Origin of the sequence: Turicibacter bilis (genome assembly GCF_024499055.1) — a bacterium.
Classification (GTDB): domain Bacteria; phylum Bacillota_I; class Bacilli_A; order MOL361; family Turicibacteraceae; genus Turicibacter; species Turicibacter bilis.
In genome coordinates this window covers 757,809-771,740 of record NZ_CP071249.1, presented here as the reverse complement: position 1 = coordinate 771,740, position 13,932 = coordinate 757,809, and the positions used below count along the sequence as shown (strand labels likewise).

11 protein-coding genes are annotated in these 13,932 nt (G+C 35.2%); 9 read left to right on the top strand and 2 right to left on the bottom strand.

The window, feature by feature from the left end; genetic code table 11:
- Positions 1 to 114: 114 nt before the first annotated feature.
- The 6 genes from smc to J0J69_RS03560 all read left to right on the top strand — a co-directional run bounded on the left by smc (position 115) and on the right by J0J69_RS03560 (position 10,121).
- Positions 115 to 3,690, top strand: a complete 3,576-nt coding sequence (smc, locus tag J0J69_RS03585; RefSeq protein ID WP_212725850.1) for a chromosome segregation protein SMC — start codon at positions 115 to 117, stop codon at positions 3,688 to 3,690.
- Positions 3,691 to 3,771: 81 nt separating this feature from the next.
- The gene (ftsY, locus tag J0J69_RS03580) at positions 3,772 to 4,779 is read left to right on the top strand and encodes a signal recognition particle-docking protein FtsY (protein WP_055241510.1); all 1,008 of its coding nucleotides are present in this window, start codon (positions 3,772 to 3,774) and stop codon (positions 4,777 to 4,779) included.
- 64 nt (positions 4,780 to 4,843) lie between these two features.
- The gene (locus J0J69_RS03575; RefSeq protein ID WP_055241507.1) at positions 4,844 to 5,161 is read left to right on the top strand and encodes a putative DNA-binding protein; all 318 of its coding nucleotides are present in this window, start codon (positions 4,844 to 4,846) and stop codon (positions 5,159 to 5,161) included.
- Positions 5,162 to 5,425: 264 nt separating this feature from the next.
- A complete protein-coding gene (gene ffh / locus J0J69_RS03570; protein WP_212723841.1) occupies positions 5,426 to 6,850 on the top strand; it encodes a signal recognition particle protein in 1,425 nt (474 codons plus the stop codon).
- Between the two features lie 466 nt (positions 6,851 to 7,316).
- Positions 7,317 to 8,855 (top strand): alkaline phosphatase, encoded by a 1,539-nt coding sequence (locus J0J69_RS03565; RefSeq protein ID WP_212725851.1) that lies wholly within the window; start codon positions 7,317 to 7,319, stop codon positions 8,853 to 8,855.
- Positions 8,856 to 8,945: 90 nt separating this feature from the next.
- Positions 8,946 to 10,121, top strand: a complete 1,176-nt coding sequence (locus J0J69_RS03560; protein WP_256637949.1) for a YibE/F family protein — start codon at positions 8,946 to 8,948, stop codon at positions 10,119 to 10,121.
- A 50-nt stretch (positions 10,122 to 10,171) separates the two neighbouring features.
- Here J0J69_RS03560 and J0J69_RS03555 read toward each other — a convergent pair whose 3' ends face one another.
- Positions 10,172 to 10,660, bottom strand: a complete 489-nt coding sequence (locus J0J69_RS03555; protein WP_212725852.1) for an RDD family protein — start codon at positions 10,658 to 10,660, stop codon at positions 10,172 to 10,174.
- Between the two features lie 313 nt (positions 10,661 to 10,973).
- Between J0J69_RS03555 and rsmD the strand changes: the two genes are divergently transcribed.
- On the top strand, positions 10,974 to 11,534 hold the full coding sequence (gene rsmD / locus J0J69_RS03550; protein ID WP_055241498.1) for a 16S rRNA (guanine(966)-N(2))-methyltransferase RsmD: 561 nt from the start codon (positions 10,974 to 10,976) through the stop codon (positions 11,532 to 11,534).
- A gap of 51 nt (positions 11,535 to 11,585) precedes the next feature.
- Positions 11,586 to 12,083: a pantetheine-phosphate adenylyltransferase gene (gene coaD / locus J0J69_RS03545; RefSeq protein WP_055274935.1), complete on the top strand. Its 498-nt coding sequence runs from the start codon at positions 11,586 to 11,588 to the stop codon at positions 12,081 to 12,083.
- 225 nt (positions 12,084 to 12,308) lie between these two features.
- Here coaD and J0J69_RS03540 read toward each other — a convergent pair whose 3' ends face one another.
- Positions 12,309 to 13,430: a nucleoside recognition domain-containing protein gene (locus J0J69_RS03540; RefSeq protein ID WP_212724598.1), complete on the bottom strand. Its 1,122-nt coding sequence runs from the start codon at positions 13,428 to 13,430 to the stop codon at positions 12,309 to 12,311.
- 257 nt (positions 13,431 to 13,687) lie between these two features.
- On the opposite strand from J0J69_RS03540, the gene J0J69_RS03535 reads away from it, so the two are divergent.
- Positions 13,688 to 13,915, top strand: coding sequence for a FeoA family protein (locus J0J69_RS03535; RefSeq protein ID WP_055304357.1), 228 nt, complete (start codon positions 13,688 to 13,690; stop codon positions 13,913 to 13,915).
- Positions 13,916 to 13,932: the final 17 nt, after the last annotated feature.

The window sequence follows — 13,932 nt, the reverse complement described above, 5'->3', positions numbered from 1 at the left end:
AGACGTTGGAATTTAGGATAGAACTAATGTTTGAACTCATGCGTTGTCCCTTTATTTTACGACAAACATTCGGTATAATAATAAAGTTAAGAATGTAGATAAAGGATGAAACGTATGTATTTAAAAAGAATTGAGACAATTGGTTTTAAATCCTTTGCAGATAAAACTGTCGTTGAATTTGAACAAGGTGTCACTGCGGTCGTTGGACCGAATGGATCCGGAAAAAGTAATATTTCCGATGCGATTCGTTGGGTACTAGGTGAGCAGTCAGCTAAGAGTTTACGTGGGGGGAAGATGGAAGATATTATCTTCGCCGGAACATCAACTCGTAAACCATTAAACTTTGCTGAAGTGACGCTTGTTTTAGATAACAGTTGTGGAAGTTTACCAATTGATTATGAAGAAGTCAGTATTACGCGCCGTGTTTATCGTACGGGAGATAGTGAATATTTAATTAATAAACAAAAAGTGCGTTTGAAAGATGTCGTCGATTTAATTATGGATACAGGGATTGGTCATGACTCTTTATCGATCATCTCTCAGGATAAGGTTAAGGCAATCGTTGAGGCGCGCGTTGAAGACCGCCGTGTAATTATTGAAGAAGCGGCTGGTGTATTAAAATATAAAATGCGTAAAAAAGAAGCGACTCGAAAGCTTGAATCAACAAGTGATAACTTAAGTCGTGTACAAGATATTATTTTTGAGCTTGAGGACCAGGTTGAACCGCTTCGTAAGCAGTCAGAACAAGCTGAGAAGTACATGGTGTTAAAGCAAGAATGTAGTGATTCTGAAATTAGTGTGTTAGCTTATGATATTAAAACTTTAAATGACCAAATGGAGCGTTCAAAAAAGGAACGTAAAGATGTTGAATTTGAGCATGTCAGTATTAATGCTAAAATTGCTAATGATGAACGTCGTCGTGATACGTTAAAGCAAAATCAGCAAGCACAAGAGCGCCAGTTGGAACAATTACAAGCTGATTTAGTTGAAACATCAGAATGGATTCAAAAGCTTCAAGGTCAACGTGATGTTTTAAAAGAACGTCATAAAAATGCGTCATCTAATAAAGAAGAATTAGCAGAACAACAAGCACAACTTGAATCACGTTTAGAAACTTCACAAGTCGAGTTAAAAACAGCTGAAGAGGCCATGACAAAGACGAAGACATCGTTAGAAACGAAGCAATCACAGTTACAGAAGGTCTCTGAAGAGTATCAACATTTAGAAGAAAACTTAAAGATTCAATTAGATACGACGCGTGACGCTTATTTTGAAGATGTGAATCGGTTAGCGAGCGTTAAAAATCAATATATTGCGATTAATCAGCAGATTAAGCGAACAGAGACCACGCTTGAGCGCATCAATGAGGATGAGGAAAAAGCGTTACTTGATCGTGACGCATTAGTTCAAGAGCAAGAGACATTTAAAGCACAGTATGGAAAGTTTGAGACATCGCTAAAAGAAAAACGAGATTTATATCAACAATTATATAAAGAACATCAACAACGCTTAAAGCAGGCAGAGATGGAAACAAATCGTCATCGTCATTTAACCCATCAGTTAGATAAGATGAATAACCGTTTGCAATGGCTTGAAGATGCTCAAAAAGATTTCTCTGGATTTAATGAAGGGGTTAAAAAGATTTTAAAAGCTCGTGAACAGGGACAAGTCTCTGGGATTGAAGGGGCTGTTGCTGAGTTAGTTACGGTTCCAAAAGAGTTAGAATTAGCGATGGATGTCGTCTTAGGGCCAGTCATGCAACAGATCGTCACGACCAATGATGATTCTGCTAAAAAAGCCATTGATTTTTTAAAGAAACATCACGCAGGACGTGCCACGTTCTTACCATTAAACGTTATTAAATCACGTCTTTTACCACTGGATGTTCAAAATCGTATTCAAGGAAATCAAGATGTGGTAGGTGTAGCTTCACAATTAGTTGGCTATGATCAACGTTATCGACAAATTGTTGAAAATATTTTAGGAAATATTATTGTAACCAAGGATTTAAATGTGGCGAAAAATTTAGCGAAACAGCTGAATTATCGTTATCGTATCGTAACGTTAGAAGGTGACGTGATTAATGCTGGAGGGGCGATGACCGGAGGGGCTGTGAAGCGTCAAGGTTCATCTTTACTTCGTCAAAAAAATGAAATTGAAGATTGCCAACGTCAAATTCGGCAATTAACGGATGAGTTAGAACAGTCAAAAGTACTTCAAGAAGAATGGGCACAGACCGTGAAGCAATCTGAAAAAGAATTGCAAAAGGTACAACTTGCTGGTGAACGCTTAAAAGAGAAGATGTCTGAAGTGAATCAACAGAAGTTAGCGTTTGAATATCGTGAAAAATCACAAAATGAACGTGAGCAATTACTTCGTATTGAACGTCGTGAACATGAAGCCGAATTAAAACAATTAGTTGAGAAGAATAATCAGTTAGCAGAAGATCGTTTAGTTCTAGAACAACGTATTGAAGAGGCAAAAGCAACAATTGAGACGTTAGAAGAACAACTTGAACAACAAGAAGAATTAAAATCTCAATTATTACAACAGATGACTGAATTAAAAGTCGATGTGGCAAAACTTGAAACGGCATTACATAATGAGTGTGCGACGTTTGAGCGTTTAAAAGGTGAAACTGAACAAGCTAGAATACGTTTAAAAGAATTATTAGATAAAATTGCTGAAAGTGAACAAGCATTACTTGGAAATGACGATGAAGTGGTTCAATTAGAAGCAAACTTAGCTGAGAAAAAAGAAAAACGTGAAGGCATCATTGAACAGATTCAAGATCAGCGTGTCACGTTAACAAAAGTCAGCCAAGAATTAGAGACACTTGAACGTGAAGTTCGAGAAAGTCATAAAGTTCAACAAAAGATGGCTGAATCATTAAATCAATTAGATGTTTCAATTGGGAAAGTCGATGTTGAGATGGATATCATGATTAAGAAGTTAGAGGAAGAGTATCAGATGACGTTTGATCATGCAAATGAAAATTATCCATTGAAAGGCTCAATTGAAGAAATTAAATCACGTATCCGCAGTATTAAAGGTCAAATCGCTGCACTGGGTGAAATTAACGTTGGAGCGATTCAGGAATATCAACGTGTTAAAGAGCGTTATGATTTCTTGACGACACAGCGTGATGATTTAATCGAAGCGAAAGCTACGTTAGAAGAGACTATTAATGAAATGGATCAAGAGATGACGGTGAAGTTTAAAGAAACGTTTGATCTGGTTCGTGAACAATATATGGAGATCTTTAAAAAATTATTCGGTGGTGGAAGTGCGGATTTAGTGTTGACGGATCCTCATGATTTACTTCATACAGGGGTAGAAATTATTGCTCAACCACCAGGAACGAAGTTAAAGACTTCGAATTTATTATCAGGTGGTCAAAAGGCATTGACATCAATCGCGTTATTATTTGCTATCTTAAAAGTTCGTACGGTTCCGTTTTGTGTGCTCGATGAGGTTGAAGCCGCACTCGATGAAGCGAACGTCGCACGCTATGCGAACTATTTAAAGGCATTTAGTAATGAGACGCAATTCATTGTCATTACTCACCGTAAAGGAACGATGGAAAAAGCCGATGTTTTATATGGGGTGACGATGCAAGAGCGTGGAGTGACGAAATTAGTTTCAGTCCGCATGGATAATGTCTCAGACTATATGGATGACGAAAAATAATAGTCAGATGGCTAAAAATGTGATAGAGTAACAATAAGTAGTAGTTAACTATAATACAATATGATGATTGAGGTGGCATCTATGGGTTTATTTGATCGTTTGAAATCGATCGTTCTTGGAAAGAAAGAAGTGTCTGAGACAGAATTACGTGCTCAGCAACATTATAAAGAAGGTATGAAGAAAACACGTGGGAACTTGTTAAAACAATTACAATCAGTGTTTTCAAGTTATACAGATGTGAATGAAGAATTATTTGAAGAATTAGAAGATATCTTCATTATGGCAGATATCGGGGTTTCAACGGTTGTTGAATTCATTGATCAATTAAAAGAAACTGTTCGTGAGCACAATGTAACAGATCCAAAAGAGTTACAACGTATCATGGTTGATAAGTTATTTGAAATTTACGTCAAGGGTGAGATTGTTAACTCAAACTTACGTATGAATAAAGAAGGTTTAACAGTTATTTTATTTGTTGGGGTTAACGGTGTTGGAAAAACGACATCAATTGCTAAAATTGCTCATCAATTAAAAGCTAAAGGAAAATCAGTATTATTGGCAGCGGGAGATACGTTCCGTGCGGGTGCCATTGAACAGTTAGAAGTTTGGGGAGACCGCATTGGTGTAGATGTTGTTTCTTTAAAAGAAGGTTCAGACCCATCAGCGGTTATGTTCGATGCTATTAAAGAAGCGAAGGCTCGTAATGTGGATGTTTTATTATGCGATACAGCGGGACGTTTACAAAATAAAGTTAACTTAATGAAAGAGCTTGAAAAAATTAAACGTGTCATTGAACGTGAAGTACCAGGTGCGCCTCACGATACGTTATTAGTTATTGATGCAACAACAGGTCAAAATGGAATGAGTCAAGCAAAAGCATTCTTAGAGGCCACAGATGTTTCTGGAATTGTTTTAACTAAATTAGATGGAACAGCTAAAGGTGGAATTGTTTTAGCCATCCGTAACGAAATTGGAATTCCAATTAAGTATGTTGGTTTAGGTGAAAAAGCAGAAGATTTAGTTCATTTTGATATTGAACAATATATTTATGGTCTGTTTGCAGACTTATTTGAAGGTGACGAGAACTAATCGATGTTACGTTTGATTTTAAAATAAGTCGGTAGGCATGATAGATTGGACTGGGGGCAAAACGATGCTAGAGAAAGTCAATCGAATGAATGAGCTATATGATACTTATCAAGAGTTATTAACGTCTAAGCAAAAGGTGTATTTCGAACTTTATTATCAAGATGACTTATCACTCAGTGAAATTGCAGAGCAGTTTGAGGTAAGCCGAAATGCAGTATTTGATAATATTAAGCGCACAGGTAAGTTGCTTGAAGATTATGAAGATAAGTTACAGTTATTAAATAAGCGTGAAGCACGCGAAAAGATTATTGATCAGATGATGTTGCATACATCGGATGAACAGTTAGTGAAATGGATGAATGAGTTACAATCACTTGACTAAAAAAGAATATGTTAAATTTACAGTGCAAAATTAAATGATTCTATTGTTAGACTGGGTGAATGATGTTTTTATATAGAAACAAAAATGTATTTCATATTTTTAGGATGAGTCATAGTTTCACAAACGCTTTGGGACTAAGACATCCTATCGTCGCGCGGCAACCTAGCGATTTCTGAAAGAAATCTATTCCACCACCGCTAGGGATTAAAAGTTTTTCAATTAGCAAAAACTTATCGCGACTTGTAGATATAGGAGGTTTATAAAATGGCATTTGAAACATTATCAGAACGCTTGCAGTCAGCACTAAAAAGTGTTACACGTAAAGGAAAGTTAACGGAAAAAGATGTTGACGTGATGATGCGTGAAGTCCGCTTAGCGCTACTTGAAGCCGACGTAAATATTAAAGTCGTACGTGAATTTATTAAAGAAGTAAAAGAGAAAGCCATTGGGGAGACTGTTTTAAAAAGTTTAACACCAGGGCAACAAGTTATTAAAATCGTTAATGAAGAGTTAACGAAATTAATGGGTGAAAATGCAGCTGAATTAAACTTTGGACATACGAAGCCAGCTGTGTTTATGATGGTCGGATTACAAGGGGCCGGAAAAACAACTCATACAGGGAAATTATCAACTTACTTACGTAAGAAAGAGAAAAAGAATCCGTTATTAGTCGCTTGTGACGTGTATCGTCCAGCAGCGGTTGATCAGTTAAAAACAATTGGGAAACAATTAAATATTCCAGTTTTTGAAAAAGGAACATCAATGAATCCGGTCGATATTGCCAACGAAGCAATGGCATATGCGCGTGAAAATGGTCACGACTTAGTGATTATCGATACAGCCGGACGTTTGCATATCGATGAGCAATTAATGGATGAGTTAAAAGATATTAAAGCGTTAGTTAAACCACAAGAAATCTTATTAGTTGTTGATGCCATGACAGGACAAGATGCGGTAAATGTAGCACAGTCATTCCATGAGCAATTAGATTTAACAGGGGTTATTTTAACAAAATTAGATGGGGACACTCGTGGTGGTGCGGCTTTATCAATCCGTAAAATTACAAATGTTCCAATCAAATTCATGGGGATGGGAGAAAAACTTGATACATTAGAAGTATTCCACCCTGAACGTATGGCATCTCGTATTTTAGGTATGGGAGATGTTATGACATTAATTGAGCGCGCTCAAGAGAATTTTGATGAAGAAGAAAGTATGAAGTTAGCAGATAAAATGATGAATGCAACATATGACTTCAATGACTTCTTAAAGCAAATGAAGCAAATGAAAAAACTGGGTGCATTTGAAGATATCTTAAAACTGATTCCTGGAGTAGGGAATCAATTGAAAGATATTAATATTGATCCAAAACAAATGGCTCGTGTGGAAGCGATCATTTACTCAATGACAGAACAAGAACGTAAAAACCCAGATTTAATTAATGCAAGTCGTAAAAACCGTATTGCTAAAGGGTGTGGATGTGATATTGCTGAAGTTAATCGTTTAATTAAGCAATTTACAGACATGCGTAAAATGATGAAGAAATTCTCAAACATGGATCCACGTCAAATGGAACGTATGGCAGCCGCTATGCAACGTGGTGGAGGAAATCCAATGGCTGGCCTTGGTGGCATGATGGGACAAGGTAAAAAAGGAAAAGGTAAAGGACGTGGAGGATTCCGCTTCTAATAAAGAAGATCGCTAAATAGGCGATCTTTTTTTTGTGATAAAAAATGAATAGTTAACAAAAATTTTTTCCGCAAAAAGGTGAGACATTTGAAATTATTCTGAAAGATGAAATGATATTAATAAAAATTTGGTTGCATTTATCATAAAAAAGAGTCTTTTACAAAAAAATAAGGAGGAAAAGATGGCTTTAATAAAGTGAATGAATAGAAGATAAAAAGCATGTTTATATTTTTCTCATTATGTTGAGAATGCCATGAACTATGTTCTTGTATGGGACTATTACAAATAAGGATTAAGAAAAAAAAGAGTGAACTAAATCATTTGGAAATATCAAATGATACGCTATGTATTAACTGTTTCTTCACAAAATTAACACACAATTTATGGATAAAGCATCTAATAATGGTTAAAATGAGGTTGTTGATGAACAATACAGATTAATAATAAACAGGTGGAGGGACTTATAATGTTCAAAAAATGGTTAAGTGTTATCTTATCAGTAGCAGGTGTATTAGCCTTTATAACAGGATGTTCGATCAATGAAATAGATAGAGGTGAAACATCACAAGAACCAAAAGTGACAGCAGAAGCTAAAGAAGGTGAAATGGCAACAAAAGTTCCTAAATATGTGTTTATGTTTATTGGGGATGGAATGTCTCAAGTTCAAGTGAACTCAGCACAAGTTTACGAAGGAAGTAATGTATATGGAGAAGTTAGTACATCAAATTTAAGCTTTACACAATTTCCTGTTACGGGCTTAGTTACAACGCAAAATTCTAGTTCTTTTGTTCCAGATTCAGCATCAACGGCAACATCATTGTCATCAGGTGTTAAGACGCATAGTGGGGTCATTGGTCTAAATGTTGATAAGACAGAAGCGACGAAAACTATTGCTGAACAAATGAAAGAATCTGGTAAAAAAGTTGGAATTGTATCATCTGTAACTTTAAATCATGCGACACCAGCTGCCTATTACGCTCATGTTGAATCACGTGGAATGTATTATGAAATTGCTAATCAATTAGCAGCATCTAACTTTGACTACTTCGGAGGAGGATCCTTATCTCAACCAACAGGAAAAGATAACAATCAAAAAGATGCTTTCGAAATTATTAAAGAAAATGGATATACGATTGCCAATACAAAAGAGGATATTTTAGCTCTAGATGAGAATTCAGGGAAAGTTTATGCGGTAAGTCCAGTTTTACAAGATGGTGGGTCACTGCCATATTATATCGATACAAAAAAGGGAGATTTAACACTAGCTGACTTCGTTCAAAAAGGAATTGATGTATTAGATAATGATGAAGGGTTCTTTATGATGGTTGAATCAGGGAAAGTTGACTGGTCATGCCATGCTAATGACGCGATGACAGCCATTCAAGAAGTTTTAGGGTTTGAATCAGCAATCGATGTGGCGATTGCCTTTGCTAATGAGCACCCAGAGGAAACATTAATTGTCGTTACGGGAGATCATGAAACAGGTGGTATGAGTATCGGATTTGCGGCAACTGGTTATGATACAGCATTCAATTTATTAGACGCACAAAAAATGTCTTATGTCGCATTTGATGAATTAGTTAAAGCGAAAAAAGAAGAAAATCCAAACTTAACATTTGAAGAGATGTTACCAATGATTAAAGAAAACTTTGGCTTATTAACAGCTGATGATGAAGCTGCAGCAGTTAAAGAAAATCAAGCCTTCGTTTTAAGTGACTATGAATTAGCAAAATTACAAGCTGGATTTGAAGAATCAATGAAAGCAGTAGAAGATCGTACATCAAGTGAGGAAAATGACTTATTATACGGTGGATATGATCCATTATCTGTGAGCTTAACACATATTTTAAATAATAAGGCGGGAATTGGATGGACTTCATATGCACATACCGGAACACCAGTAGCTGTGTATGCCATGGGAGTAGGATCTGAAAAATTTAGTGGATTTTATGACAATACAGATGTTTATCATAAATTAGTTGAAGTAACAGGTTTAAAAGAATAATCCATATTGAGATAAAACTAGTTAAGTTAAATAATTAACAAGACTGGTGAAAACCAGTCCTCTATCATTTTGAAGGAGTCGTTTGTTTTGGTGTTGTTAAAGAATAAAATCAATCGAAAAGAATGTGTTATGATTGGAGTTTTTATCATTTTACTTGCTGTTTTATGGTGGATTCCAACGGGGTTTCAAAAACAAATTTATGTTAATTCAGAAGGTGTGAAAGCAAAAGTCGTTGAAGTAAATAATAATGGTGTTTATTCCACGGGAATAATCCAACAAGGGGACCAACGTTGTACAATCGAAATTTTAGAAGGTGAGCACAAAGGGCAACAAGTTGAAGGGATGAACTTGCTGACGGGAAAGTTAGAGTTTGATAAAATGTTTAAACCTGGTGATAAGGCTTGGGTATTGTTAGAGTTGAACTCATCAAATGAGGTTATCTTCGCTAATATGGTGGATTATTACCGAATCGATCAACAAATTTTATTAATTGGATTATTTGTTATACTAATCATTGCCTTTTCAGGCTTTACTGGAGTTCGGACATTGTTGTCGTTTTCCTTTGCTTTACTTAGTATTGTGAAGATTTTAATTCCATGTCTGCTAAAAGGAATCCCTCCATTATTAGTTGCCTTAATGGTTGGAAATTTATTGACAGTTATGACATTGCTATTAGTGGCAGGTTGCAATAAAAAGGCGTATACGGCAATTATAAGTTCGATGATTTGTTCTTTAATGACGTGTCTATTAGCTGTTGTATTTGGGGATCTATTTAAGATGCATGGAGCTGTGATGGATTGGTCAGAGTCTTTACTTTATGCAGGATATCAACATTTAGATTTAACGGCCATTTTTCAAGCGGGAATTTATTTAGCTTGTTCAGGTGCTATCTTAGATTTGGCAATTGATATTTCAGCTGCTTTAGACGAGGTTATTAAAAATAACCCAAGTGTTTCACGAGTAAATTTAATTAAATCAGGGCTTTCGATTGGGAAATCTGTCGTTGGGAGTCAGACAACGACGTTATTACTTGCTTATATGGGAAGTTATATTACGATTTTAATGGTTTATATGGCACAAGGAACGCCCTTAATGTCTATTTTAAATTCTCAAAAAGTTTCATCTGAAATTCTTCATACGTTTGTTGGTTGTATTGGGTTAGTTCTTGTTTCACCACTAACAGCTATCATTTGTGGGATTGTTTATTGCCCAAGACATCATCGTGAAGCAGGGATTGAAACATCGCCACTTATTCCAGAAAATTAATATAATAAAAAGCGCCCTGTTTAATGACAGCGCGCTTTTTGATAGGTTCTTTATCTAATTGTTCGTTGAGTTTTGTAATTTTGATAATAATCATCTTCGGCAAATTGATTAGCTTCATAATTTTTAATTTGAGGCTTTAGATCGATGACCTCAGTTTTAAAGATGAGATCATGTAGTGTTCGATGGTCGCTACGTTCACTGCACATGAAATAACTGATGATATGGCTCAGGCCAAATGTAAGTATGAATAACAAATATTTCGTTAGTTCTCTAAGCTGAATTTCCCACCAAGCTAAAGGTGTATGAGACTTTAAATGTAGTGGTTTCAGTTTGAAAATAAGCTTGCCTATACTTTGACCTTGATTTAGACACGGAATTAGAAAGATTAAAAGATATAACCCAAGGATAAGGATAACTTTTTGTAACCAGCCCATTAAGGTAAAAGCACACATAAAAATAAATAATATAGTCATTCCAAAATCAAGGAGATAGGCGTTGCTGCGTTTAATGAAATTTGCGATATAAATTGACTCTTTCACACACTCACCTCTTTAATCCAATTTATGGATATTATAACATTGAAACGTCTTTGTGTAAACGTTTAAAATAGGGAGGGTGAGAGGTAGTAAACTAGAGATAGTTGTGCTTAAAATACAGGGAAATAAAAAATAAGCCGCCTAGGGGGTGGCGGCTTATTATTCATACTTTGACCATATGTGAAAGGGAGAGGAGAAGTATGATAGAAGAATAGGGGGGATTATTTTTATAGTAACCTCTCGGCTACAATTATAATATTGACATTAACTATATTTTCTATACAATTAAATTAGAAAAATATTAGGAAGTGATAAAATGCGAGTTGTTGCTGGAACATTAAAAGGACGTAGCATCAAGGCAGTTAAAGGAACAAATACGCGACCAACGACAGATAAGGTTAAAGAAAGTATCTTTAATATTATTGGCCCTTATTTTGATGGTGGAGTAGCATTGGATTTATTCGGTGGAAGTGGAAATTTAGGAATTGAATCATTAAGTCGTGGAATTGATCGTGTTATTTTTGTCGATCGAGAAACGATTGCTATTAATACGATTAAACAAAATGTTAAAGATTTAAAAATTGAAGATCAAGTTGAAATTTATCGAAATGATGCATTTAAAGCATTGAAAGCCATTGTCAAACGTGGTTTACAATTCGATTTAATTTTATTAGATCCTCCTTATAAGGGGCAACGTATTAATGAGATTATCGAGTTTATTCATGAAAATGAGTTATTAGCTATAGATGGAATTATTATGGCCGAGTGTTTAAAAGAAGATGAACTTCATGAATCAATTGGAGATATTCATCAAGTTAAACGTGAAATTTATGGAATCACCGCTATTACCATTTATAATCGAGTAGATGAAAACTAATGCACTGATTCATGATTACTCATGAGTAGTGTTAACATGGAGGATATAGGAATGGATAAAGTAGGACTTTACTCTGGAACGTTTGATCCGGTGACGAATGGACATTTAGATGTCATTGAGCGCGGTTATGAACTATTTGATCGTCTTTATATCACTGTGGCGCAAAATATTAATAAGAAAACATTATTTACAGTTGAAGAACGTGTAGAGATGTTAAAGTGTGCGACAGCACATTTACCTAATGTAGAAGTGATGGTTTGTTCAGATAAATTAGTCGTAGATTTTGCCAAAGAAGTGGGAGCTAAAACGATTTTACGTGGTCTTCGTGCGGTTACAGATTTTGAATACGAATTTCAAATCGCAACGACGAATAAGCGATTAGCACCTGAGATTGAAACGGTCTTTTTGATGACAAAAGCAGAAAATATGTTTTTATCGTCATCAACGACAAAAGAAGTCGCTCGATTTGGAGGCGATGTTTCAAGTTTTGTACCTGACTTTGTCAAAGACGCGCTAGAAGAAAAATATAAAATATTACAAACGAAATAATGTGAAGAGATAAGTAAGGTTTGCTATTACTTATCTCTTTTTCTTTATCCTTTTATTTTTATAAATAGTGTGGCATCTAATACAAGATTGCTTGGGAATAGCGACTAATGCTTCAGCTAATGATGTACTAATTTTAAAGGAAGAGATTTAATTAAAGAACGAAATTAAAGGAGGTTTGCTGAAATTATGGATTAAAAAAGCTTATCCATTATTTTGGATAAGCTTTTAAGCTAGTTTATGTTTGACTCTTATTTTTATTTGGTGGTATAGTTTTAAAACGAAATAAGAGGCAAATAAGACCACGGTCAGTGGAATGAGAGAAGAGTCCACTGTAGATGGAGTTGAGTCGAGAGGAAGGAAGACATCTATATCCTCTCTTAAGACTGTTTTCCATGTTAGTAACACGATGAGTGCACTCGTACATCCATGAAGGAGTCGCATGATGAAATATTTAAGATAAGGAATATTCAAGTTTTTGGCAAACATAAAACTTTGTGTGTGGACAGATAGACCAGTAAAACTAATAATAAAAGCAGTTAAGATGAGTTTAGTTTGAAGAGGAGCGGTTGTTTGGGAAACTTTAGTGACTCCTTGGGTAAATTCAAGAATTCCTGCTACAAGTGGTTCTATTGACGGTAAACCTATATCTTCAATAAAAGGATGCATAATGACATTGAAGAGTTGTGTAATCTCAATAATATTAAACGTCTCAGAAATGATGTAGAAAAAGACGATAATTCCTCCAACACGGATTAACGTTTGAAGACTACTTTCAATACAGTCAATCAAAATAGCAGAAAATGATTGATTTGGAAATTGAACAGTGACTTGGCGAATCGTTTCTTTGGAGCGAAGTAATGGATAACAACAAATAAAGACAGCAATTGATCCTAAAAGATGCGCTATTAATAATAAGTAACCAATCGTGGTGGATTGATACAGCACGACGCCTACCGTTCCGAGGATGAAGAGGGGGCTGGCAAAGTTGCAAAAATACATGAGTCCTTCCATTTCTTTAGCACTAATTAAATGTTGATCATAGTAATCTCGTGCCATCTTTGATCCTGATGGATTTCCACTAATCATGCTCAAAAACATAACAAAAAATGTAATGGGTGATAAGTGAAGTAGGGATTTAAATAATGGCGTGAGCAGCTTACCGATTAATTGCGGCACTTGATAATAAATCATGAGACGCGTCAGTACAAAGAATGGAAAGAGTGAAGGCACAACTTTTTCTGCCCAAGTGACAAAACCAGTTTTGGTCGCCGCAATAATAGGCGCTGGCTGCAGTAATAAGATAATAAGAAATGCAAGAAGAACAACAGAATTCATGATTTTTTTCATACATAATCACCTATAATGAATGTATTGTAAAGGAAGGGAAAGTATGTCTTTTTTTAATTGACACATAATTACAAGGTATATAGAGTCTAAAGCAGGTAGTGAATACTTTTTAAGGTGAGGGCGCAGCATGAAATTTAGTTTCAGAGGAGTTTTAATAAGTGTTAAAAGAGGATAATTCGATTGAAATAGACGTCAAGTTTTGCATATGATATAATATAATTAATGAGAATTATTATCAATCAAAAGGAGACATGATGATGACTTTATCGACATTAAAAAAAGGTGAGAGTGCGTTAATTTTAGATTTTAAAGATTTGTCAGATAGTTTCAGCCGTCGACTTTATGACGTGGGAATTTCCATTGGCTCAGAAGTTACGATGTTAAATATTTTAAACTTTGGACAATTATTTTATATTTCAATTGATGATGTTGATTTTTGTATCCGAAAACAAGATGCTAAAAAGATAACCGTTGAAAAATTATAAGGAAATTAGGAGGTGAG

Coding starts and splice junctions, on each gene's coding strand:
- smc (WP_212725850.1), top strand. CDS start 115: ATGTATTTAAAAAGAATTGAGACAATTGGTTTTAAATCCTTTGCAGAT.
- coaD (WP_055274935.1), top strand. CDS start 11,586: ATGGATAAAGTAGGACTTTACTCTGGAACGTTTGATCCGGTGACGAAT.
- rsmD (WP_055241498.1), top strand. CDS start 10,974: ATGCGAGTTGTTGCTGGAACATTAAAAGGACGTAGCATCAAGGCAGTT.
- J0J69_RS03540 (WP_212724598.1), bottom strand. CDS start 13,430: ATGAAAAAAATCATGAATTCTGTTGTTCTTCTTGCATTTCTTATTATC.
- ffh (WP_212723841.1), top strand. CDS start 5,426: ATGGCATTTGAAACATTATCAGAACGCTTGCAGTCAGCACTAAAAAGT.
- J0J69_RS03535 (WP_055304357.1), top strand. CDS start 13,688: ATGACTTTATCGACATTAAAAAAAGGTGAGAGTGCGTTAATTTTAGAT.
- ftsY (WP_055241510.1), top strand. CDS start 3,772: ATGGGTTTATTTGATCGTTTGAAATCGATCGTTCTTGGAAAGAAAGAA.
- J0J69_RS03565 (WP_212725851.1), top strand. CDS start 7,317: ATGTTCAAAAAATGGTTAAGTGTTATCTTATCAGTAGCAGGTGTATTA.
- J0J69_RS03575 (WP_055241507.1), top strand. CDS start 4,844: ATGCTAGAGAAAGTCAATCGAATGAATGAGCTATATGATACTTATCAA.